The following is a 25,860-nucleotide window of genomic DNA, read 5'->3' as shown; positions in this document are numbered from 1 at the left end:
GAAGTCCTTATGTCAAGACTTGAGCCTTGATGACTCAAGTATTCCAGAACGGTTTTTGGGAGTCAAACGGATGCCGCCAAAGTTGAGTCACTCACGCTCAACTCTCAGCAACACGGCCGCCGCGACGCGCGGATACCCGCGACGGCTCGCGTAAGCGGCTCGCGCCGCCACTCACGAACCATGCACAATTCGAAGCGAAAGCTAACGAACTCGCAACAATCGCCGCTCAAAGCTGTCGGAACAGCAAGTATTCGGCCCATACTCGGGGAAATCCCGACCAATGTTCGGGATTTAAGCGTGATGGCGCGCGATGCTCAGAATTCAATCCCGGGCGCGCCCCGACGATGGAGGACGTGTCATGACCGGTACCGAGATGCAATCCGCGAAAGCGCCCGACTCAGATCCGACGCCGACGGGCCTCGGCGACATCACTCGACGCTCGGTCGTCGGCTTCGCCGCCGCCGCAGCGGCCGGCGCCTTCCTCACCGCGGGCGCACGCACCTCCCCCGGCGTCGACTGGTCACTGAACAAGATGTGGGACACGATCGTGATCGGCGCCGGCGCATCCGGTCTCGGTGCGGCCCGCGTGCTCGCCGATGCGGGCAAGAAGGTGCTCGTACTCGAGGCGCGCGACCGCACCGGCGGTCGCCTGTGGACCGACAGCACCTCGCTGAGCATCCCGTTCGAGCGGGGCGCCGAACTCGTGCACGGCAATGCCGTGTCGACCTGGGGGCTCATTGAGCAGCAGGGCCTGGCGACACATCGCTGGGAGAACAAGTATGCGAAGTACAACGTGAGCGATTCACGTTTCATCGACGCGAAGAACGTTGAGTCGTTCCACTTTCCGCAGGGCGCGCCCTCGTATCCGAACGGTGTGCCGCAGCCGCACAACGGCGAGACTGCCGAGGCCTGGCTGACGCGCATCGGCGTGCCCCGCTCCAACTACCCGATCTCGCTGCTCGTGATCGAGGGGGATTCAGAGCAGTTCGACGTGCTTCCCGCGATCTTCGTGCTCGGCGACTTCGAGTTCGCGCTTGAGATGCAGAGTGAGTCGGGTGTGATGCCCCCGGAGGCCTACGGCGACTACCGCGTGATCGGCGGCTACAAGCAGGTGCTGCAGCCGCTCGCCGCCAGCATCCCGCTCATCCTGAACAGCCCGGTGAGCTCGATCGATTACCGCAAGAAGAACCGCGTCGAGGTGCAGGTCGGCCCGAGCACGTACAAGGCGCGCACGGTGGTGCTCGCGGTGCCCGGCGGTGTGCTGAAGAACGGGGACATCACCTTCAACCCGCCATTGCCGGCCGCACGTCAGGCCGCATTGCAGGAGATCCTCTATCTGCCCGTGTTCAAGGGAATTCTCGAGTTCGACCACCGGGTCGTCGCCGCCGACCAGACCGTGCAGCCGGACTGGGATGTCTTGGTGGGCTTCGACAAGAACCCGCCGACCATCTGGAACGCATCGGAGGGCACCCCGGGCTACAACGGACAGCTCATCGTCACGTGGATGACGGGCGGCAAGGCGCAGGAGCTACTCGATCTGGCCGAGCACGAGCGTCATGCCGCCGGGCTCGAGACGGTGCGGAAGCTCGTCGGCGACCCTGGCCTCGAGTACGTCGGCGCCTCCACCTACGACTGGTCGAAGGACCGGTTCGCCCGGGGCGCCTACCCGGGACCATTCTCACGTCGCTCTGGCCTCAACACCCCGATCGACAACGCCCTGTTCTGGGCGGGAATGACCACGAGCACCGTGCACAGCTCGCGCAACTCCGGCGCCGCCGCGGCGGATCAGGTGCTGACCGCGCTGGGGTAGTCGGGCGCCCCGCGCCGCCATACTGGGGGTGCGGGTCAGACCAAAGCGGCGACGACCGCCGCCGTCAACAGCTGCGCGCGCTCGATGATCGCCACCCGCACGTCGCCGGTGCCGCTTGCCACCACGGTCACCCACGCGCCGCGGGCCGGCACATGAACCGTGCACACGCCGGTGCTCCCCGCCGACCAGGCCGGCTCGCCGTTGCTCGAGCACTCCACGGTTGCGGCCCCGTCCGGAACGCCGTCGATCACGACCGATTCTGATTCTGGCGCGACGGCCTGCACTTGCTGCAGTGCGGGCGCGGCGTCCGGCAGCACCCGGATCGAGCCATTTCCGCTTGAGTCGCCCGGCCAGTACCTGCAGGCGAAACCTCCAGCGGTGAGCAGGGCGTGGTCACTGCCGCTCGAATCTTCATAGGCGTACCCGGGGCTGTACGTCAGACTATCGACGTTGGCAGCGATGCCCAGCTGCTCGGCCGGAAGCAGCTCGGCACAGGAGCCGGGGGCATCACCCCAGAGCGCCGACAGCGGTGGGAGCGCCGCAACGGGCGGGAGTGCAACGAGCACGCCATACGTGGCTTTGCGCAGCTGCGTCATTGCGGAATCCGCGCCGTCGGGCTGCTCTGGCACTGCGGCGATTGTCACGTGGAAATCGCCGACGAAGCCTGTCGCCCTGCAGCCATCGATCGAGCACCATGATGACAGCTCCTCCAGGGCTGGGTCCGTCTCGAACTCGGCAGCGATCTGCTCCGCTGCGGCTGTGGCGTTCGGCGTCACCGAGGCCATTGCCCGGTATTGCCCCATCGAGTCGCTCCACCTGCAGTAGAGGCCGCCTGCATACGCGAAGCTCGCGTGGGTCGCCGACCACGCATTCGCTTGCTCGCCCGTCGGGTCGACGAGGACTGTCCCGTCCCCGACGACGTTCTCGAGCTCGGCGAGAGGAACCAGCTCCTCACAACCGATGCCCACTAGGGAGACAGGGCGCGCGCGCTCGGGGGTGTCGCTCGGCGTTGCGGTCGGCGTTGCGGATGCGCTCGGTGTCGCATCATCCGTTGGTGCGGCGGTCCCCGCTCCGACAGGTTGCGCCGAGCTACACCCCGCGAGCAACAGCACCGCGACAACGGCCAGGCCCCCCACGAGCATTCTCATGGGCCGAGCTTAGCCAGAGCGCCGGACAATGCCTGGAAGTACTGGCGATACTGCGTCGCGTCGGGCTACTATGAACGCGGTCCTGCGCCACAGTCCGTGCCGCACGCACCCGATCGGCGATGTACGCCGAGGCCAGCAGGAGAGGAGTTGAACACCATGACTGTCTTTGACATGCGCCCCGTTCCTTCTCTTTCTGATCTGGCCACATTCTGAGTCAGCCGGCATCCGCCGAGCGCTCCGTGGCCTCTGCCTGGAGCAACCACAGTGTCTATACACACGGCGTTCACGCGCCCCGCGTCGTCTGACGCATTCTTCCCCATCCCCACTTTCAACCTCACCGACCCCGGAGACGATCAGCGCTGGTCGACCTGGCTGGCGGTCACGCCGAGCGAGCGCGGGCCGCGCCCCCACCCCGCCTGGGTGGTGACATCGGCCGGCGCCATCGACACCGAGCTCGGAATCCTCAAGACCGGCAAGGAGGCGGACGTGTTCCTGATTGAGCGCGCCGTGCCCGACGCCGACGTCACCGCACCCGGCCAGAGCGTCATCCTGGCCGCCAAGCGCTACCGCGGCCCGGAGATGAGCGACTTCCACCGCTCCTCTCGCTACACGGAGGGCCGGGGCATGCGCAACACGCGAGACACCCGCGCCATCGCGCGCGGCAGCAGCTACGGCCGCAGCGTCGCCGCGAGCAGGTGGGCGGCGGCCGAGTTCGAGGCGCTCTGCATGCTCTCCGAGCGCGGCCTGCCCGTCCCATACCCGGTGCAGGTGAACGGCAGCGAACTGTTGCTCGAGTTCATCGGAGAGGGCCGGAGCGCGGCCCCTCGACTGGCGCAGCAGCGCGGCACCGCCGCCGAGCTGTGGCCGCTCTATGAACAGGTCGTGGAGATCATGCGTGGCTTCGCACGTGCCGGCGTCGCACACGGCGACCTCTCGGCGTACAACCTGCTCGTCCATCGCGGCCGGGTGGTGGTGATCGACCTGCCGCAGCTCGTCGAGGTGGTGAGCAACCCCGGCGGCATGGACATGCTCTACCGCGACTGCGTCAACGTCTGCACCTGGTTCACCCGCCAGGGGCTGATCTGTGACGCGGATGCCGTCTTCGGCGAGCTCGTGGCCGAGATGTTCTAGACCGTGCGGATGCTCCGGTGGGGATCGCGGGTGGGCATGCACGCCCACCCGCGATCCCCTGGGGTCAGCGCCGGTTCGCCATGCCCTTCAGCTTCACCACCGTGAGCGCGGCGGCGTCCGGCACCAGGGCGTCGGTGGTCACGTACAACGCCTCGGCGCGCACGGACACGGTCGCCGGCATCGGCAGCTCAAGCAGCGGCGTCGGCGTGTTCGCGCCCGGTGACACCGTCGAGATCTGCCCGCTTCCGGTCGGGCCACCGAACAGTTCGGCGACGAAGATCGTGCCGTTCGGCGCGACGGCGAGGTTGGTCGCGCCGGCGAAGCCGGTCGCCACCAGCTGCGTCGCTCCCGAGTTGGGGTCCACCTTGTAGACCGAGCCGCGCGCGCCGAGGCTCGGGTCCTCCGGGCCGCCGGGCAGCGTGGTCACGTAGAGCCAGCCGTCCGGGCCGAGCTCGACATCGGTCGGCACCGGCTCTGTGCGGTAACCGTGCCCGATCACGCAGCTCGGCCAGTTCGACTCCGCGGCCTGCGCCTCCCCGACCGTGATCGGTTCGCTGGGCGGCAGCACGGCGAGCGCCGAGATGTCACCGGCGGCCGTCACCTTCAGGATCGCGTTCGCTCCGGCATCCGCGATGTAGACGTCGGTGCCGACGATCGCCGAGGCGTAGGCGTGGGTGTCGATGATGCCGGAGTAGCTCGGCATGCCGAGTGGCGGGTATGGCGGGAACGGCACGAACTGGGCCTCGCACTCTGCGGTGAGGTCGAAGAAGCCGTAGGTGTTCACCACATCGGGGTTCTCGGCGGCCTCGAACGCCGCGATGTCGGCGAGCGGTGTCGTGACGCCGTTGCTGAGCGTGTTGAGCGTCGAGCTCAGGTGATCCATTGAGGCCTGCACGTAGTAGACGGTCTTGCCGCTGACGCCAGGCGCCGTGATTTCCCACCCGGGCGCGGAGACGAGCTCGGTCTCCGCCCCCTTCTTGTCGATCAGCGACAGGGTGCCACCGAAGTTGTCGGAGACGTAGGCGCGACCACTCTGGTCGATGGCGAGACCAAGTGGCGTGTTCAGGCCCTCGGCCGTGTTCTGCGGGTCGCCGATGCCCGGCGCGGCCTGAGCCGGCGTTGCGACGATGAGCGAGACGACGGCCAGGGCGCAGCCCAACGTCAGAATTCGAGTTTTCATGGACAGAGACTCCCTACTGAGGAATGGTCTCCGGGTCCCGAAAAGGTGGCCTTCAGAGCGCCTACGCTCTCGGGATCCACTACCCGGCGCTGTCGCAGAGGCGACAACACGCGCCAGTGTAGCCCGCGATCCGCGCGGATGCGAGCACTTCTCAGGAAGTGATAGTCGCGGCATCCGTCGGGCCGATCACCCCGATGTTTGCCCGCCACCACTACCCTGTAGGCATGACAGACCCCCGCGACCCCGGCGCCGGATTCGATGCGAACGGCAATGCCGCCGCCCCGCGCAACTTCCCGCCGGCACCGTTGACGAACACGGATGCCGCGGCGGCGACGGTCGGCATCGACAGCGCCCAGGTCGCGGCGGTTGCGGCGCAGTCCGCCCGCAAGGGTCGGATCCTGGCCTGGGGACTCTGGGACTGGGGGTCGGCCGCTTTCAACGCGGTGATCACCACCTTCGTCTTCACCGTCTATCTCACCAGCGAGAGCTTCGGCCCGTCCGGCACCGTCGAGGCGCAGCTTGGCTGGGCGCTCGCCATCGCGGGCCTCCTGATCGCACTGCTGGCGCCGATCACGGGCCAGCGTTCCGACGCCTCCGGTCGGCGCAAGTTCTGGCTCGCCGTCAACACCTATGTCGTCGTCGCACTCTCGGCGTGCATGTTCTTCGTGGAGCCTTCTCCGGCCTTCCTGATGCTCGGCCTCGTGCTCGTGGCGGCTGGCAATGTGTTCTTCGAGTTCGCCGGCGTCAACTACAACGCGATGCTCGCCCAGGTCTCGACGCCGCGCTCGATCGGGCGTGTCAGCGGGTTCGGCTGGGGCATGGGCTACCTCGGCGGCATCGTGCTGCTGCTGATCGTCTACTTCGGTTTCATCAGCCCGGAGGTCGGCCTCTTCGGCGTGACGAACGAGAACGGCATGGACGTGCGCGTGACCATGCTCGTCGCGGCCGCCTGGTTCGGCCTGTTCGCGCTTCCCGTGCTCTTCGCCGTGCCGGAGTACCGCGCGCCCGCAGCACTCAGACGTGAGAAGGTCGGCTTCTTCGCCTCCTACGCGCGCCTCGGCCGCGACATCGCCAAGCTCTGGAAGGAGAGCCGCCAGACGGTCTGGTTCCTGCTGGCGAGCGCCGTGTTCCGAGACGGCCTGGCCGGCGTCTTCACCTTCGGCGGGGTGCTTGCGGCATCCGTCTTCGGCTTCTCCCCCGGTGAGGTGATCATCTTCGCCATCGCAGCCAATGTCGTCGCCGGCATCTCGACGATCGCGGTCGGTGCGCTCGATGACAAGCTCGGCGCCAAGCCGGTGATCGTGACGGCACTCATCGGCCTGATCGTGAGCGGAACCTTCGTCTTCGTGTTGCACGACGGCGGGCAGATCGTGTTCTGGACGGCCGGCCTCGCGCTCTGCCTCTTCGTCGGCCCGGCCCAGTCGGCCAGCCGCACCTTCCTCGCGCGTCTCATTCCTCCGGGACGCGAAGGCGAGGTGTTCGGCCTCTACGCCACGACGGGTCGCGCCGTGAGCTTCCTGGCTCCGACGATGTTCGCACTGTTCGTCACCTGGTTCGGGGAACCGTATTACGGGATCCTCGGCATCGTGCTCGTGATCGCGCTCGGCCTGGCGTTACTGATCCCCGTGAAGGCCACGCAGGAACAGCTGCGCTAGCCCCAGTCCTGGGCGGGTGATGCCGCGGGGGCCGCCTATCGTGCGCGTATTCGTTTTCGTGAACGCTGCCGCAACGGCGAGGTGAGTTGCATGGACACCGTTGGGCCTTTGCCCAGCACCGTCAGCACCCCACCTGAAGAGGACCAGCAATGCGCGCACCACGAAGAATCCATCGCTCCACGATCGCGGCACTGCTCGCAGTGCCTGCCCTCGTTCTGATGCTCGCCGCGTGTGCGCCAGAGGGCGCAACGTCAGAAGCTCCCGGTGCGTCGGAGGGAGCGCCACTCAGCGACACCGAGTTCGAGGCCGCCAGAGACGCCTACGACATGAAGGTTGCAGAGTGCCTCCGCGACAAGGGATTCGACGTGAAGGATCCCCAGCCCGGCGAGGGAATCGTCGAGGACCTTCCCGGCATCAATGAAGCAGGAGCTGAGTGTTACGAGGAGCTCGGTGACCCGCCCACCGCCGGCGAGAAGCTGACGGACGCGGAACAGATGGACAGCATGATGAAGACCGTCGAGTGCCTGCGAGAGAAGGGCTACGACGTTCCCGACCCGAGCATCGACACGGGTATTCGCGGCACGGAAACCGTGCCGGAATCAGACCTGACCGTCTGCTACGCCTAGTCGCCCCCACCGCTTGCCCGTGGCCCTGAGCCGTCATGGGCAAGCGGATTCGGCGACCGCGCCTTCTCATTCCTGACCCAGACATTGCCACGCGGACATTGCCACGCGGACGAAAGCAGCCCCCTAGTGAACGACATCCCCAGCAGCTACGAGAGCGATGCTCTCGACGCCGAGCCAGACCCCGGCCGTGAAGACGAGACGCAGAGGGCGGCGAGTCACGAACGGCGGCGCCCTCGGCGGCGCACGGTGCTCGGTGCCGTGAGCGCGACGGCACTGCTTCTATTGGCCGGCGGGCTTGCCGCCCTGCTCTGGCAGCAGAACGGTGCATCGGCCACCCCCACACGAGAGGGCACGGCCGTCTCCGAGACGGCGGTCACGAAGGGGAGCGTCGTCGTCGAAACGAATGCCGCAGGCACGCTGCAGTACTCCGCGCAGCGTGCGCTGGCGTCCGGTCCATCCGGTGTCGTCACCAGCCTGCTGCCCGTCGGCACATCGGTGAGCGCCGGAAGCGCGCTCTACACGGTGAACACCAGTCCCGTGGTGCTGCTCTCCGGCCCGATCCCTGCCTGGCGCACATTCGAATCGGGCATGTCGCCGGGCGACGACGTTCGACAGCTCGAAGCGAATCTCGCGGCTTTCGGCCTCTTCAGTGGCGACGTCGACACCGAGTTCACCGCGCTGACCGCTCGGGCAATCAGGTCCTGGCAGAAATCGCTCGGGGTCGAGCAGACCGGCACGATTGAGCGCTCGATGATCGTGTTCTCCACGGCTGACATCCGGATCGCGGAGCACAAGAGCGTCGTCGGGGCGACGGTTGGCGAGGGCGCCGAGTTGTACGTGATCTCCTCGAATGAGAAGAGCGTGAGCCTGCACCTCAAGCTGAGCGACCAGCAGCTCGCCACGCCCGAAGCCCCGGTCACCATCATGCTGCCAACCGGCGCAGAGACCCCGGGGGTGGTGGCCACCGTCGGCGCGCCCACCGAGCAGGCCGGCCCAGACCCGAGCGCCCCGAAGAGCGTTGTGCTCCCCGTGATGATCCGTCTGGCCGATCCGGCCGCGGCCGCCGAGTTCGACCGTGCCAGCGTGACGGTGCGTTTCTCGAGCACCTTGAGCGCCGATGCCCTCACCGTCCCCGTCGAGGCGCTCCTCGCGATCGACGACACCTCCTTCGCGGTCGAGGTCGCGACTGACGACCCGGAGAAGCCCATGGAGAGGATTCCCGTGACCACAGGGGCGTTCGGCTCCGGCAGGGTCGAGATCTCCGGTGCCGGAATCAGCGAGGGCCTGCAGGTCGTGGTGCCAACACGATGAGCAATCTCGTGCAGCTCGACGGCATCGGCAGAAGCTACGGCTCTCCGCCTGTTCACGCCCTCTCCAACGTCACCCTCACGATCGACAGCGGCGAGTTCATCGCCATCGTCGGACCCAGCGGATCGGGCAAATCGACCATGCTCAACATCATCGGAACCCTCGACCGGCCGAGTACCGGTCAGGCGTTCTTCGACGGCGCCGATGTGCATCGCCTCAGCGACGCGGAACTCTCCGCAGTGCGTGCTCACCGCATCGGCTTCGTGTTTCAGCAGTTCCATCTGAGTGAGGGTATCGGAGCCGTCGACAACGTCGCGGACGGCCTCCTCTACACCGGAACGCCGCGTCGCGAACGCCGCGAGCGTGCTCGCGCGGCCCTTGTGCGCGTGGGTCTTGGGCACCGGCTCGACCACAAGCCCAATCAGATGTCTGGCGGTGAACGCCAGCGCGTGGCGATCGCCCGCGCGGTTGTCGGCAATCCGCCGCTGCTGCTCGCCGATGAGCCGACCGGCAACCTGGACTCCGGTTCCGGTGAGAGCATCATCGAGTTGCTGCACAGCCTGAACGCGGGAGGGACGACCGTTGTCGTCATCACCCACGACTCCGAGCTGGCCGCACGGCTGCCCCGGCAGATCGCCATCCGCGACGGCGTCATCACGTCCGACAGCCGCACGCTCGTCGGGGACAGCGCATGAGCCGCATCCCCGCGCGCCCGACCGGCCGACCGGCGGCGTCCCCATTGCGTTCGCGGCTCCGTGCCGCCGATGTCGCCCATCTCGGGTCCGCCGGCCTCCGAGCACGACCGAGCCGCGCCGCACTCTCCGCTCTGGGGATCGCCATCGGCATCGCCGCGATGATCGCCGTCGTGGGAATCTCCACATCCGGCCAGGAGCGTCTGAACTCGCAACTGGCTGCGCTGGGCACGAACATGCTCACCGCAACGGTCGCGGAGACCTCGGGACGAGAGCGTCTCCCGTTTCCGACGGATGTCTCCGCCAGGGTCGAACGCATCGACGGCGTCGAATCGGCGGCGTCGTTGGCGGAGCTGCGCGGCGTGCACGTGTTTCGCAACTCGGCCATCGATGAGTCCCTGACCGCCGGTCTCTCGGTGAACGCCACCGAACTCGCCCTGTACGACGTGGTCGGCGCGACGCTGCGCACGGGCACCTGGCTCAACGCGGCAACGGCGACGCTGCCGGCCGCGGTGCTCGGTGCGACGGCGGCGCAGCGGCTGGGTATCTCCGAGCCGGGTTCCCTGATCTGGCTCGGGGGCCACACCACCACGGTTGTCGGCATTCTTGAACCGGTGGGCCTCGCCGCGGAGCTCGACTCGGCGGCGCTCGTCGGCATCCCATACGCGCAGAAGTCATTGGCGTATGACGATTCACCGACCCGCCTCTATGAGCGCTCGGATGACGCTGCGGTGCGTTCGGTGCAGAAGCTCATCGCCCCGTCGATTCAGCCGTCGAGCCCCGGATCGGTCGCCGTCTCACGACCGTCAGACGCGCTCACGGCACGGAACGCCGCCGACGAGGCCTTCACCGGGTTGCTGCTCGCCCTCGGCTCGATTGCATTGCTCGTCGGCGGCATCGGGGTCGCGAACACCATGGTGATCTCTGTCTTGGAGCGCCGCCGTGAGATCGGCCTGCGCCGCGCCCTCGGCGCGACCAGACGCCATATCCGCCTGCAATTCCTGGCCGAGGCACTGCTGCTCTCCGCACTCGGCGGTATCGCCGGCGTGCTGCTCGGCTCCGGGGCGAGCGCCGCGATCGCGCTGGCGAACGGCTGGGTGCCGGTCATTCCCCTGACTGTGCTCGCGGCCGGGGTCGGGGCGACGCTGGCCATCGGAGGTTTGGCGGGGCTCTACCCGGCGATCCGGGCTGCACGCACGCCGCCGACCGCGGCACTGAGCAGCTAGTGCCGAGCTCAGCGCTGCTCGGCGCGGACGGAAATCCATACGCGCACGATATGTGCCGCTACCTACACTGGAGCAATAATGCGTGTGCTGATAGTTGAAGACGAACCGTTCCTCGCTGACGCCGTGCGCGCCGGGCTACGGCTCGAGGCGTTCGCCGCCGACATCGCCGGAGACGGCGACACCGCACTCGAGATGCTCGAGCTCAACGACTACGACGCCGTCGTGCTCGACCGCGACATCCCGGGCCCGTCGGGCGACGACATCGCCCGGCATCTCACGGCCACCGGCATGCGAACCCGCATTCTCATGCTCACCGCAGCCGACCAGCTCGACGAGAAGGTGCAGGGCTTCGAGCTGGGCGCGGACGACTACCTCACCAAGCCCTTTGCCATGCGCGAGCTCGTCGTGCGGCTGCGAGCGCTCTCGCGGCGGTCGGAGACTCCCCGGCCGCCCGTGATCGAGGTATACGGACTCACGATCGACCCGTTCCGCCGCGAGGTCTACCGCGACGGCCGCTACGTCTCACTCAGCCGCAAGCAATTCGCGGTGCTGCAGGTGTTGGCCGAGGCGAACGGGGGCGTGATCAGCGCAGAAGCACTGCTTGAGCGCGCCTGGGATGAGAACGCGGATCCGTTCACGAACGCCGTGCGCATCACCATCTCGGGTCTGCGCAAACGGCTCGGCGAGCCATGGGTCATCGACACCGTCCCAGGGGTCGGCTACCGCCTCGCAGCGCCGGCGGCACCAGTAGCGCAGGGCTCGTGATCGAGGACACCGAGCGGTGGCGGCGCCTGCAACGCTTCGTGCACAGCGCACGATTCCGCATGACAGCCGCATTCGCGGGATTCCTCGTGCTGGCCGGCGCCACGCTGCTGCTCGCGGCGTTCGCCGTGCTCCGTTTCGTTCCCGACGAAGCCATCCAGCTGACCGGGAGCGGCGACTTCGTGCCCGACCGCTCGGACCTCATCGGCGTGCTCGCCCCGACCGTCGGCTACGCAATGCTCTTCTTCGTCGTGGTCGGAGTCGTCGGCGGCTGGCTTCTGTCCGGTTGGCTGTTGCGCCCGCTCAAGCAGATTCAGGCCGGTGTGCGAGCCGTCGCCGCCGGGGACTTGACCCATCGAATCGCCCTGCGCGGGGCTCCGACCGAGTACTTCGAATTGGCCGAGGCCTTCGATGGCATGCTCGATCGCGTTGAGCACACCGTCGACTCGCAACGACGATTCGCGTCGAACGCCTCGCACGAGCTGCGCACCCCGATCGCGGTGATCCGCACGCTGCTCGAGGTCGCAGAGCAAGACCCCGAGGGCACAGACTACGACGAACTCGTGCAGCGGCTTGAGATCACAAACCGGCGCAGCCAGAACCTTGTCGACGCGCTGCTTCAGCTGGCGCGCGTCGAGGCCAGCGCACAGCTCGTTGGCCGGGTCGATCTGTCGGCGATCGTCGCCAAGGCCGCGGATGCCGTGCGCACGGAAGCGGACGCATCCGGCGTCATCATCAGCACCGCCGTTGACCCCTGCTTCGTCGACGGAGATGCCGTGCTGCTCACCCAGCTCATCGTCAACCTGTTGCAGAACGGGATCCGTCACAATCGCCCCTCTGATGCCCGAGTGAACCTCGCCGTCGAGAGCACCGCATGCGGGGTGGCGGTGATCGTCGAGAACACGGGCACTGGAGTCGACCCTCGCATCATTCCGACACTCACCGAGCCGTTCGTGCGCGGGTCATCCCGTGTCGCGAGCGGAACATCGGGCACAGGCCTGGGCCTCGCGTTGGTCGCCACAATCGCGACGGCGCACGGCGCCGCTGTGCACATCGAGCAGAGCCCGCTCGGGGGCTTGCTCGTGCGTGTGGATTTCGCCGCGCAGCGCTGAGCGCGTGCGTCAGGGAGGCCGACGAGCGAAGCGACTCCGCCGGCAGACGCGCGCGGCTGAGCCCAAGCTGCACTTCCGGCACTAGTCTGACGGCATGAGCGAGACGCTGGAGTCCCCCGCCGCCGACAATACCGACGGCGGCGGCGTTGTGAAACGATTCAATCGTGTGCCGCGCTGGCTCCGGGTCGTCGCCACGGTGCTCACCTGGGTCGTGCTGGTGGTGAGCGCCGTCGCGATCACCGCGCTCGTCGTCGTGCCGCGCATCGCGGGCGCCTCTCCGTACACGATCCTCACCGGATCGATGAAACCTGACATGCCGCCCGGCACGATCGTCGTCGTCAAGCCGCTCCCCTTCGATCAGATCCGCCAGGGTGATGTGATCACGTACCAGATCGAATCGGGCAAGCCCATGGTGGTCACGCACCGGGTCGTCGGCACCGAGCTCGTCGACGGGGAGACCCGTCTGGTGACCCGGGGCGACGCCAACGAGGCACCGGATGTCGTGTCTGTGCGCGAGGAGCAGGTCAAGGGCGTCGTCTGGTACCACGTGCCGATGGTCGGTTTCGCGACCAGCCTGATCGACGATGTGAGCAAGGGAATCGCGGTGCGAATCCTCGGTGGACTGCTGCTCGCCTACGCCGTGTATTTGGGCGCTTCTTTGCTGTTCAGACGCAAGAAAGTAACCCATTAGCGGGGCAGCCCGCTCAGCTTCTTCCTAATTTTTGCTCAGTTCCCACATTGAGCATCCCTGCCGTTGCGACTATGGCGTCCTGTGGTTCACGTCCGACCCACTGACCCTACTCACGGCAGGACACCCGAAATGAAGAAAATCACCAAGGCCGCCATCGCCGGCACCGTCGGAGCAGCGCTGCTCGTCGGCGGAGCAGGTTCACTCGCATTCTGGACCGACTCCTCCGAGGGCCCCCAGGTCGAGATCCAGTCCGGTCAGCTCGACCTCGGCACCGTCGCCTCGACCGAGCAGAACTGGTTGATCCAGCAGGTCGTAGCCGGCACCACCGCCCAGGCCGCCGTCGCCTTCGATGCGGCATCCGACCTGATCGTGCCCGGCGACGTTCTGACCACAACGGTCGAGATCCCGGTCACCCTCGTCGGCAAGAACCTTGAAGCCGTTCTGGCCGTCGATGTCGACGCCCTCTCGGTCGGCGGCACCCCAAGCGCCGCCGACTCCGCTCTGCTGGCTGCGCTGCAGGGCGGCGGCGTGACCGTCACCAAGATCAACGGCACCGCCGTTGGCACCGGAGTCTCCTCGATGAACCTCACCCCGGCGTCCGTCACCGACGGCACCGTCGCTGTCGAGATCGCGGTCGTCTTCCCCTGGGGCACCGCCGGCCAGTTCAATGACGCGAAGCTCGGCGACGTCGCCTTCCAGGCCGACTACACGCTGACGCAGGTTCCGCTGACCCCAGCACCGTAACCGGTCGCAGCCGAGCGGGGTCGTAGCGCCTTACCCACCTGCGACCTCACTCGGCGGCATCCGCATCTCCCTCCCTGCACCACGATGAAGCAGAGGTCGTCGATGAAAACCCCACTCACTCTCGCACTGGCCGCCGGTCTGGCCGCCGTGCTACTGCTCGGAGCACAGGGCTCGCTCGCCTCGCTCACGGATTCCGCCGCAGGGCAGGCAACCGTCATCCAGTCCGGCTCGCTGAGCATGGCCGTCGGCAATCCGACCGCCGCGAACGAGGTCTACGGCACCGCCCCGGCTGGCGTCGTTGTCCGCCCCGGCAGCACGGGCATCATCCCCGGCGTCCAGCGCCAGAGCTACAGCTACGCGATCACAAATACCGGAACCGCACGGGCCACGGCCCGGCTGAGCGCCTCACTGGCGTTCACCACCCCCGTCGAGCCGCGCTACTCGGCGCTGCGGACCAGGCTGCAGGTGTCCGTCTCGATCGACGGCCAGCCCGAGATCATCGTGGTGCCGGCCGGTTCGATGCCGAGCGGCGATGGCACCGTCGCCCTGCCGGAACAGGCACTCGTCTTCGCGCCGGACGCACCGCACACAGTCGTGGTGCGCTTCGCGATCCCCGTCGGCTCGGCGGCCGAGTTGATCAACAGCCGCAGCGCAGCGGCCGATGCCGTCGCGCTGTTCACCTTCACCCCGACGTTCACGCTGACCCAGGTTCCGGTGGCATCATGACCCTCTCCTCTTCTCACCCGGCGGATGCCGCGCCGCGCGCAGCACACCCGAAGCGCACGCTCCGCCTGCTGCTGGCCGCGGCCGCGACGGCCGCGGCCGCACTGCTGATCCCGAGCGGCGTCACGGGCGCGTACTGGACGACCACCGCGGCCGGCGCCGCCGTCACCCCCGGCGTCGGCGACTGGTGCGCGACCCCCGACCCGGCCGCGAACCCGCGGATCATCCGACTCTCTGACATCCCGGAGACGACGGGCGCAGACGGCGCCGCGATCCGCATGGCCATCATCCCGGTCGCGAACAACGCGGCGTGGGGCGGAGACGGCACCACCGCGCGCACCCTCGCGGTGAAGCTCCGCACCTGCTCCACCACAATCCCCGCGTTCAATCTGCGCATCACGGCCTGGTCGAACTCGACGGCCAACACCGGGGCGACCACCTTCGCCAACGGCGGAGCCGTCGCGCCGTCATCCCGCCTCAGCCTGACGGCCGGCCGCGGAAGCGAGATCCAGAAGCTCGCCCGTTGGGGCCAAAGCACCAGCTCAGGCGGCACAACGGTCTCAAACCTTGAGGCCCGCCGCTTCAGCTGGTTGGTCAGCGGATCCCGCACCAGCGCATCCCCCGCTGCCGCCCCGGCCGACTGCCACAACCGAGCCTGTGCGCCGGACTTCACCGCGGTTGCCGCCCCCAGTGCCTTTGTGGCGAACAACTGGACGACGACCCCCTCGGCCACTTACAGCGCCGCAACGTTTGCCCTGAACACCCCCGGCGGCGGTTCCGATTGGGGATCCGCCTCAGGTTTGAACGCCAACGGCAATCCCAACAGCAACAGCATCGTCTCGGCCACCGCCACCACCCTGGTGCCGAGCACGAGCGACGCCACCGCGCTGGCGAGCACCGATGGCAACGTGATGCAGTGGGTCGTCATCCAGTGGTCGGGAACGACCCCGCCGAGCGACCTCCTCGCAGAAATCGTGTTGCTGTGAACCGGCCAGTGAATGAGACAGGGGGCACGCTGATGACACGACGCGGCAGGGCGGCGGGAGCGACCGCCGCAGCCATCACCGGCGGGATCCTGGTCGGGGCGCTCAGCGCTCTCGCGCCCGGCGGAACCGCTACCGCTTGGGCGGCAAGCGAATGTGACCATGTATGGTCGGTCAGCTACACGGACGGCAGCCCGATCACGTCTTCGGCGCTGTTCGCCGACGAGCTGATCGTGCCCGGCGCCAACCTCGACGGCGACTTCGTGGTGACGACGGGGCGCGACATCACCGGCCCGCTCGAGCTACGCGCCGTGCGGGCCAGGGGCGCCGCCGCCCTCGACCCCGCACTCGAGGGCGAGATTCAGATCACCCTGACGGGATCGAGCCGGGCGGTGACGCTGCCGCTCAGTGCCCTCCTCAATTCCGCGGAACCCCTGCGCGTCGTCGACGAGCTCTCCCCCGGCAGCCACGACATCGGTGTCAGGGTGCAGCTGCCCTTCGACTCGACGAACACGTCCCAACTGCGGGATCTCCCGTTCCAGCTCGTCGTGACGGTCTCGGACATGGAGACCGTCGTCGGCGAAGCGCCGGCTCCCTGCCCCAGCGTGCCGGGCGGCGGGGATTCCGGCGGTGGCGACGGCGGAAGCTCGGGCGCCGGCGGCGACCCGAGCGCTCTCGCGTCGACGGGCACGGAGACCGGCGCGAACGTGGCGTGGGCAGCGGCGCTGCTCGGCGCGGGATTCGCAACAGTCCTCGCCGCACGGCGGCGGCGCCGCACGATCTCGGGCGACTGAGCCCGTCGGGGCCCGCTCAATGTGCACAGGCCCGGGGGAAATCCCGGGCCCGTGCACATTAAGCGGGCCGCACACGAGTGCGACCAGCGTGCGTCTCAGCCGCCGAGGCTGCCTGCCGTCGTGTCGGCGACCTCGCTGCGGTGGAAGTTCTGGAACGAGCGCGACGCCGTCGGGCCGCGCTGGCCCTGGTAGCGCGAGCTGTACTCGGCCGAGCCGTACGGCTTCTCCGAGGGTGAGGACAGCTGGAAGAAGCACATCTGGCCGATCTTCATGCCGGGCCATAGCTTGATCGGCAGCGTGGCGACATTGCTGAGCTCCAGCGTGACGTGACCGCTGAAGCCGGGGTCGATGAAACCGGCCGTCGAGTGGGTGAGCAGGCCGAGGCGGCCGAGCGAGCTCTTTCCCTCCAGACGGGCGGCGATGTCATCAGGCAGGCTCACCAGTTCGAAGGTGGAGCCGAGCACGAACTCGCCCGGGTGCAAGATGAAGGGCTCGTCGGGCTCGACCTCGATGAGGTGGGTGAGCTCCGGCTGGTCTTCGGCCGGGTCGATGAACGGGTACTTGTGGTTGTCGAACAGCCGGAAGTAGCGGTCCAGGCGCACGTCGATGCTCGAGGGCTGGATCATCTCGGGCGCGAAGGGCTCCATGCGGATGCGCTCGGCGTCGAGGTTGGCCTTGATGTCGCGGTCTGAGAGAAGCACGGAGCAAGCTTAACGCGGTCGCCGCTGCGGAAGCGCGAGCAGCGCCGCGGCAAGGAAGCAGAGCGCCCCGATGAACGTGCCGAGATTGGCGAGCGCTGCGTTCACGACGGTGCCGGATGACGGCACGACGACGGCCGCGAGCGCCGAGACACCGAAGGCGATCGAGCCGGCCATGCCCGACCAGGTCGACCACCAGCTGCGCGCGTTCGGGTCCCAGAGCGACTCGCGACCCGTCGTTGCGACGACCGCGAGCGCGCTGGCGATGAGGAAGGCAATGGAGCCGAAGAGATCGGGTCGCCAGACGTGCCGCACATCGATGTCGGCGCCGGTGCTCTGCAACAGGGCCGCGAAGGTGCTGACATTGAACAGGAGCGTGCCGATGAACTGGATCGCCGCCGAGTACCAGTCGAATTGCTCCGCGCCCGTTGAGCCACGGTGCGGCAGCGGACGCCCGGTGAGCGTCAGCTGGACCAACGCGGCCACCGTGAAGAACAGTGAGCCGACGAAATATGTGATGTTGTCCGCGACCACGCCGACGGCCGATGCGTAGCCGGGCCACGCCCCCAGCGCGAACAGAATCGAGCCGATCGCGAATCCCCACGACTCGCGGCGCAGCCGCAGGCTGCGCTCGGCTCCGCGCCCCCATCTCCTCTGCGAAGTGGCTCCGCTCTGCCCTGGCACCGCCGTCTCGCTCACAGAGGCACGCTAACGCGAAATCACCCGAGCTGTACAGCTTCGTTCGCGCGTGTCCCGGCCCGATCACTTGCTAGCATGATGATCACGCGCATCCGAGCTCGGATGCCGCACGCGGATGTAGTTCAATGGCAGAACTTCAGCTTCCCAAGCTGATAGCGCGGGTTCGATTCCCGTCATCCGCTCTCTTCATGACGTAGAGCATCAGCAACCGCCGCTTTCAGGCGCGAACGCGTCCAGCACACGGCGGTGGCGCCCCGTCTCGCGTCTCTACGGCGAGGATGCGGTGCTCGGGTTGATTCGCTACGGCTGAATCTAGAATGACCTCATGCCGACTCTCTCGCCGATCATTGCGGAACTGCATGGCTGAATTGAGGGGGCTGAACCTGGTGCTGATTGCGCGACCGACTCACTCTCCACATGCACGAACGCGGACGTTGGCCTGGCCGGCAGGGATCACTCATGCGTGAGACCCACAACCTTGAGCACCTCCGAACCTTCGTGACCGTCTACCGGGCAGGCTCGCTGACTGAAGCGGCACATCTGCTTGGTGTCTCGCAGGCGACGGTTTCGACGCATATCCAGTCGCTCGAGGCCACGTTCGGGTTTCCGCTCTTCACGAGGGGTCGGACGGGCGTAACGGCGACCGCCAGGGCCACCGAGCTCGTCTCGGAGCTCGCCACCCACATTGACGCACTCGATGACATCGCCGCGCTCTCTGCGACGAACGCAGCCAGGCCCGCGGCATTGCACATCGGAGGGCCGGCAGAGCTGCTCGGGACGATGGTGATCCCCAGACTGGGGGAGCTCCGCGAGTCGGTGGGTGTGCCGCTGTGGTTCACGTTCGGTCTCGCCGAGGAACTGCTCGAGTCACTCCGAACGGGTGCCCTCGACGTTGTGGTCAGCGCCGTGGCACCGCAGCTCAGCGGGCTCGGATCGACCCCGCTTTACGACGAGGAATTCCTGCTCGTCGCGGCGCCGGTGTGGGCCGATGCCCCCTCCGAAGATTGGTCCCAGATTCCCGTCATCGCGTACGCCGGGAATCTCCCGATCATTCGACGGTACTGGCGCTCGGTCTTTGGACGTCGGCCCGAGGACGTGACCCTTGCGGCAGTCGTTCCCGACCTGCGTGGGATCCGTTCGGCGCTGCTCGCAGGCGCAGGGATGTCGGTGCTGCCTCACTACCTCGTGGCCGAGGATCTCGCGTCAGGGGCGCTCGTGCAGTTGCACACCCCCGAGATTGCTCCGTTGAACACGGTTTACCTCGCGGTGCGCAATGGCGAAGCCGCCCGTTCGCCGCGTCTGCGCGCGCTTCTGGGCGAGCTGAGCCGCGTCATCCGCTGACCCGGGTGCCGGACATCGGTTTTCTGATGGCCGGCATCGGCTTTCCGATCACCTCGGAGGTCACCGATGACGAGACTTGATGGGTCGAAAGGTTCATCAACATGGCTCACATACTCATGGTCGTCACTGCGGCCGGCTCTCTCACGCTCGCCGATGGCACGGAGCACGCGACCGGCTTCTGGGCCGAAGAACTCGTGGTCGCGCACAGGGATCTCATTCGGGCCGGCCACACCGTCAGGGTCGCGACGCCCGGTGGCATCCACCCGACCGTCGATCCCGGTTCACTCTCGGTTCAGGTCGTCGGAGACCACGGGCAGATCGACGAGTTCATTGCCTACATCGCTTCGATCGAGGGAGAACTCGCGACCCCTCTGCCGCTGGACGAGGTCGTGGTCGCCAATTACGAAGCGGTCGTGCTCCCCGGGGGCCACGGCCCCATGGCCGACCTCGCCACGGACGCAGCGCTTGGCGCCGTTCTCGTCGCGGCAAATGATGCCGGCATCCTGATCACACCGTTCTGCCACGGGCCGGCCGGCCTTCTGAGCGCGGTCGACTCGGAGGGCGCATTCGCTTTCGCTGGTCGGCGACTCACCGTGTTCTCCGACGAGGAGGAACGCGCCGGAGGGCTTGGCGAGAACGCACCGTGGCTTGTCGCGTCTGTACTCTCCGAGCGAGGCGCAATCGTCGAACACGGCACCGCCTGGTCGAGCCACGTCGTGCGGGATCGGAATCTCATCAGCGGTCAGAACCCGCAGTCGAGCGCTGCGGTCGCTCTCGAACTGATCGCCGCGCTCAGCGAGTAGCGAGCGCACGCGCAGCGCCCGGTGATCCCACAAGGAGCCGGAGCCGATCTGAACCGACCGTCCGGATTCACGTTCGCGGGCTCAGCGATCAGACATCGGCACCAGCAGCACCGGGCGCTCCTGCCCCATCGCGAGCTCCTTCGCAATGGAGCCCGATACGAATTCCTCCAGTCGTCGCATCGCGCCATGGCGACGCGTCCCAACGACGAACATCCTCGCGCCCGTGGTGGCAGCCAGTCGGGACAATGCGCTTGCGGGGTCACCGGCGAGCACGTGGAACGTCCAGCGCACCCCCGAACCGTCAAGCGTTGATTTCAGGTAGCCAGCGAGCTCCGCAGCGATGCCCGTCATCTCGTCGTCCATTTCTGGCTTGAGAGACGATGCGGTTCGTGTGCGTGCCGAGTCCAGCTCAACGATTGCGCTGTTGAGCTCGACATAGGCGAAGAGCACCTCGCAATCGAACGCGAGGCCGAGCTGTTCCGCGGCCGCGACGATGCTGGGCGGCAATCCTGGTTCGATCCCCACAACGATTGGACCGCCGCTCAAGAGCCCGGATGAATCAGTCATTCCCCACCAGCAATCGTCTCAGGATATTTCCCAGTGCCGCTCGTCGCCCCAGTGAATCACATCGCACTCTCGCCAGCTAGATCCCCTTCAGCGCAGAGAAAGGACGGGGTGCCTGGTGCACGCGGCCGCCGTCGCCTCCAGTCTCAGAACCGACGGTTCCTTTCACCGCATTGATTCCATCGGCTAGCCTGTGGCCATGAACGCAGCGAATCGAAAGCCTGCATCCTGTTCCGTCTCGCCCGTTCGCCTCGGCCCGCGCTGAGCTGAGAACCCGTCGGCCCGGCCCTGAAAGTGGGTTCACCCGTGGTTTCCTTCACCGCCCGATCCGTTCTCACGCCCGCGGCCATCGTGCGCATCGCCGTCGGCTGGGGGGCGGTTCTCGGACTCCTGTTTGCCGGGCCGCTGCTTGAGCCGCCCGTGCCGGCATGGCTGCTGATCACGGCGCTGCTGCTCATCGTCGGTGTCATCCTGGTCTGTGCCTTCGGCGTGGTCCACGAGGCCGAGCATCTCGCCCAGCGGCTGGGCGACCCCTACGGGTCGCTCGTGCTCACGCTGTCGATCGTGCTCATCGAGGTTGTGCTCATTTCTGCGGTCATGCTCGGCCCTGGCGAGCACACCACCATCGCCCGGGATTCGGTGATGGCGGTGTCGATGATCATCCTCAACGCGGTGATCGGGCTCTCCCTCCTCGTCGGCGGCATCAGGCACGGGGCACTCCGGCACAACCGGACGGGCACCTCTGTCTATCTCGCCCTCCTCGTCGTGCTCTCCGCTCTGGCGTTCGCGCTCCCTGCCGTGATCGGGAGCAACGGCTCGTACACGCCGGCGCAGGAGATCCCGATCATCGTGCTCACCCTCGCCCTCTACGGCTTCTTCCTCGTCCGCCAGATGGGCAAGCAGGCGGGCGACTTCCGCGAGGATCCGGGCCTCGCGGCCGGCCAGCACGCGCGCGCCGGCGGCAGGCCGGCGTCTGAGCACCAGAGCGTGCGCGCCGTCATCGCGGAACATCGCCCCGAGGTACTGCTGCGCATGGCGGTGCTCGTCGTGACCGTCTTGCCGATCGTGCTGCTCTCACACGACATGGCGACGCTGCTGGATGACGGACTCGAGCGCGTCGGCGCCCCGGTCGCGCTCTCCGGCATCCTGATCGCCATGATCGTGTTCCTGCCGGAGTCGATCACGTCGGTGCGTGCGGCGCTCCAGGGGGAGATTCAGCGGGTGATCAATCTCTGCCACGGCGCTCTGGTCTCCACCGTCGGCCTGACAATCCCCGCCGTCCTCGTCATCGGCCTTCTCACGGGTCAGGCCGTCGTGCTGGCGGAATCCCCGATCAACCTGCTGCTCCTCGGTGTCACACTGCTGCTCTCGGTGACGACCTTCGCCGGCAAGAAGGTGACCGCAACGCACGGCGCAGCCCACCTCGTGGTCTTCGCCGTGTACGGGATCGCCGTCTTCTCCTAGCCGGTTTCGCCACCCACGACGCCGTTCTCAGCCGCGACGGACGTCGCCGCGCGGCACGATCAGATGGTCGAGGCGTCGATGACGAAGCGGTAGCGGACGTCCGACGCCAGAACGCGCTCGTAGGCCTCGTTGATCTGCTCGGCGGAGATGACCTCGATCTCAGAGCCGATGTTGTGCTCGGCGCAGAAGTCGAGCATCTCCTGCGTCTCGCGGATGCCGCCGATCGTCGACCCGGCGAGCGCCCGCCTGGTCGAGATCAGCGAGAACACGTTGACGGAGAGCGGCTCGGCCGGGGCACCGACGTTGACGAGCACGCCGTCGAGAGCGAGCAGGCGCAGGTAGGCGTCGATGTCGACCACGGCGCTGACCGTGTTGATGATGAGGTCGAACGACCCGGCCAATTCGGCGAAGGTCTGCGCGTCGTTGGTGGCGAAGAAGTGGTCGGCACCCAAATCGAGCGCATCCGCCTGCTTCTTCAGCGTCTGGGAGAGCACGGTGACCTCTGCTCCGAGCGCGTGGGCGATCTTGACGCCCATGTGCCCGAGGCCGCCGAGCCCGACAATGGCGACCTTCTTGCCGGGGCCGGCGCCCCAGTGGCGCAGCGGCGAGTAGGTGGTGACGCCCGCGCAGAGCAGAGGCGCGGCGACGTCGAGCTCGAGGCCGGCCGGGATGCCGACGACGAAGTCCTCGACGACCACGACGTGGCTGGAGTACCCGCCCTGGGTGATGGACCCGTCGCGGTCGACGGCGCCGTAGGTTCCCGTGAACCCGGCGACGCAGTACTGCTCATTTCCCGCCAGGCAGTTGGCGCACTCCCGGCAGGAGTTGACCATGCAGCCGACGCCGACACGATCTCCGACCGAATGCCGGGTGACGGCCGCACCGACCTCGACGACGACCCCGGCGATCTCGTGGCCTGGCGTGAGGGGGAACGCCTGCGGTCCCCAGTCCCCGCGCACGGTGTGGATGTCGGAGTGGCAGATGCCGGCGAATCGGACCTCGATGAGCACATCGCGGGGGCCTACCGCGCGGCGCTCGATCGTGGTCGGCACGAGTGGCTCGGTTGCGGACGGTGCTGCGTAGGCAGTGGCGGTGACCATGGTTCTCCAAGCGTGAGCGGTGGGGCGAGGTGTCACTGCGATCGGGGATCGTGTGACCGCCTCGAGCGCGATCCTTCTATCGTCGCGCAGGATTTCCAAAACTTTTCACTATTCAGTGTTGCTATCTACCGGTACTCGTGCTTACTATGTACCGGTAGTCAACATCACTGAGTAGCAGAAGGGAGGGGCTCCATGGGAAAGCAGATGACCGAGATGCTCAAGGGCACACTCGAGGGCATCGTTCTCGCAACGCTGGCCGTTCAACCGGCCTACGGCTACGAGATCACCGCGCGACTGCGCGAAGAACAGGGCTTTTCCGACATCGTCGAAGGCACCGTCTACGCCCTGTTGATCAGGATTGAACAGCGCGGCCTCGTCGATGTGGAGAAAGTCCCATCGGAGAAGGGGCCGCCGCGCAAGGTGTATTCACTGAACGCACTGGGCGGCGAGTACCTCGACGAGTTCTGGAAGTCCTGGGACTTCCTCGCAGAACGGCTCGCCCAGCTCCACCGTCAGATCGAAACCAGCCAGATTGACGCCAGTCGCATCGACACCAACACCATCGACAACCCGCAGCACGAAGGAGAATGACCATGGTCGCAAAGTGGATCGAGACCCTCACCGGGTCGCTCGAACAGAAGAAGCAGTACAAGCAGGACAAGGCCCGCATCGACGCCCTGCCCGAGCCCTACGGGAGCGCGGCGAAGGCGATGCACCGGTACTTCATGTACTACGGCGGCATCACCGACGGCGACACCCTCATGCAGATGCTCGGCGACCTCGCCGACCTGTGGGAGCGCGCCGCCATTGACGGCACACCGCTGCGCGACATCGTCGGCGACGACCCAGTCGCGTTCGCCGAGACCTTCGCGGAGGCCTACAGCGGCAAGCAGTGGATCGACAAGGAGCGCGCCCGCCTGACCAAGGCGATCGACGACGCGGAACGGGAGACGGAGAAATGACCGACACGCAAACCACCGACTCCGTGATCCGGGTGCGGGGCATCCACAAGTCCTTCAAGGATCTGCACGTGCTCAGGGGCGTCGACTTCGACGTGCAGAAGGGCAGCATCTTCGCGCTGCTCGGCTCCAACGGCGCGGGCAAGACCACCGTGGTGCGAATCCTCTCGACGCTGCTGAAGGCGGATGCCGGCAGCGCCTCGGTGCACGGCTTCGACGTTGCGGCCACACCCGGCGACGTGCGGGAGTCGATCAGCCTCACCGGCCAGTTCGCCGCGGTCGACGAGGTGCTCTCCGGCCGCGAGAACCTGGTGCTGATCGCCAAGCTGCGCCACCTGAAGAACCCGGGCACGATCGCCGACGAGCTGCTGGACCGCTTCTCGCTCACCGAGGCGGGTGGCCGCAAGGCGGCGACCTACTCGGGCGGCATGCGGCGCCGCCTCGACATCGCGATGAGCCTGATCGGCAACCCGCCCGTCATCTTCCTCGACGAGCCGACGACGGGGCTCGACCCGCAGGCGCGCATCGAGGTGTGGCAGACGGTGCGGAAGCTCGCCGCCGGCGGCACCACGGTGCTGCTCACGACGCAGTACCTCGACGAGGCCGAGCAGTTGGCGGACCGGATCGCGATCCTGCACAAGGGCACGATCATCCAGAACGGCACCCTCGCCGAGCTCAAGCAGCTCCTCCCGCCCGCCACGGTCGAATACGTCGAGAAGCAGCCATCCCTCGAAGATGTCTTCCTCGCCCTCGTCGGCGACACGGGCGAAGGCGATGCGGATGACGCCGAGGCCAGCACCAGCGACACCGCCGCCGGCGGCGTCCGAGCAGGAAAGGAACCACGATGACCACCAACGTCCTCAGCGACACCCGGGTCCTCACCGGCCGGTCGCTGACCCACATCCTCCGCAGTCCAGACACCATCATCACCACCGCGGTCACCCCGATCGCGCTGATGCTGCTGTTCACCTATGTACTGGGCGGGGCGATCAACACCGGATCCGACGAGTCGTACATCGACTACATGCTCCCCGGCATCCTGCTCATCACGATCGCCTCCGGCATCGCGTACACCGCGTACCGGCTGTTCCTCGACATGCAGGGCGGCATCTTCGAACGCTTCCAATCGATGCCGATCGCGCGCTCGAGCGTGCTCTGGGCGCACGTGCTCACCTCCCTCGTCTCGAACCTGGTCTCGGTCGCGATCGTCATCGGTGTTGCGCTGATCATGGGCTTCCGCACCGGCGCATCGCTGTGGGCCTGGCTCGCGGTCGCCGGCATCCTGATCCTGTTCACCCTCGCGCTGACCTGGCTCGCCGTGATCGCCGGGCTCTCGGCTAAGACGGTCGACGGCGCGAGCGCGTTCAGCTACCCGCTGATCTTCCTGCCGTTCATCAGCTCGGCGTTCGTCCCGACCGACACGATGCCGGCCCCGGTCGCCTGGTTCGCCGAGAACCAGCCGGTGACCTCGATCGTGAACACGATCCGCGCGCTGTTCTCCGAGCAGCCCGTCGGCAGCGAGATCTGGATCGCCCTCGCCTGGCTCGTCGGCATCCTCGTCGTCGCCTACGCCTTCGCGATCAGGATCTACAAGCGCAAGATCAGCTGAACCGTGCCCTGACCGCGCGACGGATGCCGCCCGCTCCC

27 protein-coding genes and 1 tRNA gene are annotated in these 25,860 nt (G+C 67.3%); 22 read left to right on the top strand and 6 right to left on the bottom strand.

Going from position 1 to position 25,860, the window contains the following annotated elements:
- The first annotated feature begins 358 nt into the window (after positions 1-358).
- The gene (locus ASC66_RS15700) at positions 359-1,810 is read left to right on the top strand and encodes a flavin monoamine oxidase family protein (protein ID WP_055841602.1); all 1,452 of its coding nucleotides are present in this window, start codon (positions 359-361) and stop codon (positions 1,808-1,810) included.
- Between the two features lie 35 nt (positions 1,811-1,845).
- Here the strand turns inward: ASC66_RS15700 and ASC66_RS15695 are convergent, their stop codons facing one another.
- A complete protein-coding gene (locus ASC66_RS15695) occupies positions 1,846-2,958 on the bottom strand; it encodes a hypothetical protein (protein WP_157509823.1) in 1,113 nt (370 codons plus the stop codon).
- Positions 2,959-3,222: 264 nt separating this feature from the next.
- Here ASC66_RS15695 and ASC66_RS15690 point away from each other — a divergent pair, with 264 nt between their 5' ends.
- On the top strand, positions 3,223-4,089 hold the full coding sequence (locus ASC66_RS15690) for a serine protein kinase RIO (RefSeq protein ID WP_082492389.1): 867 nt from the start codon (positions 3,223-3,225) through the stop codon (positions 4,087-4,089).
- A gap of 64 nt (positions 4,090-4,153) precedes the next feature.
- On the opposite strand, the gene ASC66_RS15685 is transcribed toward ASC66_RS15690, so the two are convergent.
- On the bottom strand, positions 4,154-5,269 hold the full coding sequence (locus tag ASC66_RS15685; protein WP_162243520.1) for a ScyD/ScyE family protein: 1,116 nt from the start codon (positions 5,267-5,269) through the stop codon (positions 4,154-4,156).
- A 224-nt stretch (positions 5,270-5,493) separates the two neighbouring features.
- Between ASC66_RS15685 and ASC66_RS15680 the strand changes: the two genes are divergently transcribed.
- From ASC66_RS15680 to ASC66_RS15625, 12 genes are all read left to right on the top strand, one after another.
- Complete coding sequence (locus ASC66_RS15680) at positions 5,494-6,924, top strand: MFS transporter (protein ID WP_082492388.1); 1,431 nt, start codon at positions 5,494-5,496, stop codon at positions 6,922-6,924.
- A gap of 149 nt (positions 6,925-7,073) precedes the next feature.
- Positions 7,074-7,550 (top strand): hypothetical protein, encoded by a 477-nt coding sequence (locus ASC66_RS15675; RefSeq protein ID WP_055841595.1) that lies wholly within the window; start codon positions 7,074-7,076, stop codon positions 7,548-7,550.
- Between the two features lie 126 nt (positions 7,551-7,676).
- Positions 7,677-8,861: a peptidoglycan-binding protein gene (locus tag ASC66_RS15670; RefSeq protein WP_055841591.1), complete on the top strand. Its 1,185-nt coding sequence runs from the start codon at positions 7,677-7,679 to the stop codon at positions 8,859-8,861.
- Complete coding sequence (locus ASC66_RS15665) at positions 8,858-9,553, top strand: ABC transporter ATP-binding protein (protein ID WP_055841588.1); 696 nt, start codon at positions 8,858-8,860, stop codon at positions 9,551-9,553. Before ASC66_RS15670 ends, ASC66_RS15665 begins: the two co-directional genes overlap by 4 nt.
- Complete coding sequence (locus tag ASC66_RS15660) at positions 9,550-10,776, top strand: ABC transporter permease (protein ID WP_055841585.1); 1,227 nt, start codon at positions 9,550-9,552, stop codon at positions 10,774-10,776. Before ASC66_RS15665 ends, ASC66_RS15660 begins: the two co-directional genes overlap by 4 nt.
- A 78-nt stretch (positions 10,777-10,854) precedes the next feature.
- A complete protein-coding gene (locus tag ASC66_RS15655; RefSeq protein ID WP_055841583.1) occupies positions 10,855-11,541 on the top strand; it encodes a response regulator transcription factor in 687 nt (228 codons plus the stop codon).
- On the top strand, positions 11,538-12,650 hold the full coding sequence (locus ASC66_RS15650; protein WP_055841580.1) for a sensor histidine kinase: 1,113 nt from the start codon (positions 11,538-11,540) through the stop codon (positions 12,648-12,650). The genes ASC66_RS15655 and ASC66_RS15650 overlap by 4 nt, the downstream gene beginning before the upstream one ends.
- A 94-nt stretch (positions 12,651-12,744) precedes the next feature.
- Positions 12,745-13,341: a signal peptidase I gene (locus tag ASC66_RS15645; RefSeq protein ID WP_055841575.1), complete on the top strand. Its 597-nt coding sequence runs from the start codon at positions 12,745-12,747 to the stop codon at positions 13,339-13,341.
- A gap of 129 nt (positions 13,342-13,470) precedes the next feature.
- Positions 13,471-14,085, top strand: coding sequence for an alternate-type signal peptide domain-containing protein (locus ASC66_RS15640; RefSeq protein ID WP_055841574.1), 615 nt, complete (start codon positions 13,471-13,473; stop codon positions 14,083-14,085).
- 102 nt (positions 14,086-14,187) lie between these two features.
- Complete coding sequence (locus tag ASC66_RS15635; RefSeq protein WP_055841571.1) at positions 14,188-14,811, top strand: hypothetical protein; 624 nt, start codon at positions 14,188-14,190, stop codon at positions 14,809-14,811.
- The gene (locus ASC66_RS18220) at positions 14,808-15,794 is read left to right on the top strand and encodes a hypothetical protein (protein WP_055841568.1); all 987 of its coding nucleotides are present in this window, start codon (positions 14,808-14,810) and stop codon (positions 15,792-15,794) included. The genes ASC66_RS15635 and ASC66_RS18220 overlap by 4 nt, the downstream gene beginning before the upstream one ends.
- Before the next feature lie 32 nt (positions 15,795-15,826).
- Complete coding sequence (locus tag ASC66_RS15625) at positions 15,827-16,585, top strand: LPXTG cell wall anchor domain-containing protein (protein ID WP_055841565.1); 759 nt, start codon at positions 15,827-15,829, stop codon at positions 16,583-16,585.
- Positions 16,586-16,680: 95 nt separating this feature from the next.
- On the opposite strand, the gene dcd is transcribed toward ASC66_RS15625, so the two are convergent.
- Together dcd and ASC66_RS15615 are read right to left on the bottom strand one after the other, a co-directional pair.
- The gene (dcd, locus tag ASC66_RS15620) at positions 16,681-17,286 is read right to left on the bottom strand and encodes a dCTP deaminase (protein WP_055841562.1); all 606 of its coding nucleotides are present in this window, start codon (positions 17,284-17,286) and stop codon (positions 16,681-16,683) included.
- A gap of 9 nt (positions 17,287-17,295) precedes the next feature.
- Positions 17,296-17,982 carry a hypothetical protein gene (locus ASC66_RS15615; protein WP_235496954.1) on the bottom strand — a complete coding sequence of 229 codons (687 nt, stop codon included), beginning with the start codon at positions 17,980-17,982 and terminating at the stop codon, positions 17,296-17,298.
- 111 nt (positions 17,983-18,093) lie between these two features.
- On the opposite strand from ASC66_RS15615, the gene ASC66_RS15610 reads away from it, so the two are divergent.
- The 3 genes from ASC66_RS15610 to ASC66_RS15600 all read left to right on the top strand — a co-directional run bounded on the left by ASC66_RS15610 (position 18,094) and on the right by ASC66_RS15600 (position 20,126).
- Positions 18,094-18,164, top strand: a tRNA-Gly gene (locus ASC66_RS15610).
- A gap of 277 nt (positions 18,165-18,441) precedes the next feature.
- Positions 18,442-19,323, top strand: a complete 882-nt coding sequence (locus tag ASC66_RS15605) for a LysR family transcriptional regulator (RefSeq protein WP_055841559.1) — start codon at positions 18,442-18,444, stop codon at positions 19,321-19,323.
- Between the two features lie 101 nt (positions 19,324-19,424).
- Positions 19,425-20,126: a type 1 glutamine amidotransferase domain-containing protein gene (locus ASC66_RS15600; protein WP_055841556.1), complete on the top strand. Its 702-nt coding sequence runs from the start codon at positions 19,425-19,427 to the stop codon at positions 20,124-20,126.
- A gap of 81 nt (positions 20,127-20,207) precedes the next feature.
- On the opposite strand, the gene ASC66_RS15595 is transcribed toward ASC66_RS15600, so the two are convergent.
- Positions 20,208-20,693 carry a universal stress protein gene (locus ASC66_RS15595; protein WP_082492384.1) on the bottom strand — a complete coding sequence of 162 codons (486 nt, stop codon included), beginning with the start codon at positions 20,691-20,693 and terminating at the stop codon, positions 20,208-20,210.
- 303 nt (positions 20,694-20,996) lie between these two features.
- Between ASC66_RS15595 and ASC66_RS15590 the strand changes: the two genes are divergently transcribed.
- Entirely contained in the window at positions 20,997-22,154 is a 1,158-nt protein-coding gene (locus ASC66_RS15590) for a calcium:cation antiporter (protein ID WP_055841550.1), read from the top strand.
- Between the two features lie 59 nt (positions 22,155-22,213).
- On the opposite strand, the gene ASC66_RS15585 is transcribed toward ASC66_RS15590, so the two are convergent.
- The gene (locus tag ASC66_RS15585) at positions 22,214-23,254 is read right to left on the bottom strand and encodes an NAD(P)-dependent alcohol dehydrogenase (protein ID WP_055841547.1); all 1,041 of its coding nucleotides are present in this window, start codon (positions 23,252-23,254) and stop codon (positions 22,214-22,216) included.
- A 192-nt stretch (positions 23,255-23,446) separates the two neighbouring features.
- Here ASC66_RS15585 and ASC66_RS15580 point away from each other — a divergent pair, with 192 nt between their 5' ends.
- The 4 genes from ASC66_RS15580 to ASC66_RS15565 are packed head-to-tail and all read left to right on the top strand — an operon-like array spanning position 23,447 to position 25,822.
- Positions 23,447-23,845 (top strand): PadR family transcriptional regulator, encoded by a 399-nt coding sequence (locus ASC66_RS15580; RefSeq protein WP_082492383.1) that lies wholly within the window; start codon positions 23,447-23,449, stop codon positions 23,843-23,845.
- A gap of 2 nt (positions 23,846-23,847) precedes the next feature.
- Positions 23,848-24,216, top strand: a complete 369-nt coding sequence (locus tag ASC66_RS15575; protein WP_055841544.1) for a DUF1048 domain-containing protein — start codon at positions 23,848-23,850, stop codon at positions 24,214-24,216.
- Positions 24,213-25,061, top strand: a complete 849-nt coding sequence (locus tag ASC66_RS15570) for an ABC transporter ATP-binding protein (RefSeq protein WP_055841541.1) — start codon at positions 24,213-24,215, stop codon at positions 25,059-25,061. The genes ASC66_RS15575 and ASC66_RS15570 overlap by 4 nt, the downstream gene beginning before the upstream one ends.
- Positions 25,058-25,822 (top strand): ABC transporter permease, encoded by a 765-nt coding sequence (locus ASC66_RS15565; protein WP_055841538.1) that lies wholly within the window; start codon positions 25,058-25,060, stop codon positions 25,820-25,822. The genes ASC66_RS15570 and ASC66_RS15565 overlap by 4 nt, the downstream gene beginning before the upstream one ends.
- Positions 25,823-25,860 lie beyond the last annotated feature (38 nt).

Source organism: Leifsonia sp. Root4, assembly GCF_001425085.1.
Taxonomy (GTDB): Bacteria; Actinomycetota; Actinomycetes; order Actinomycetales; family Microbacteriaceae; genus Microterricola.
This window is presented reverse-complemented; position numbering and strand designations above follow the sequence as displayed.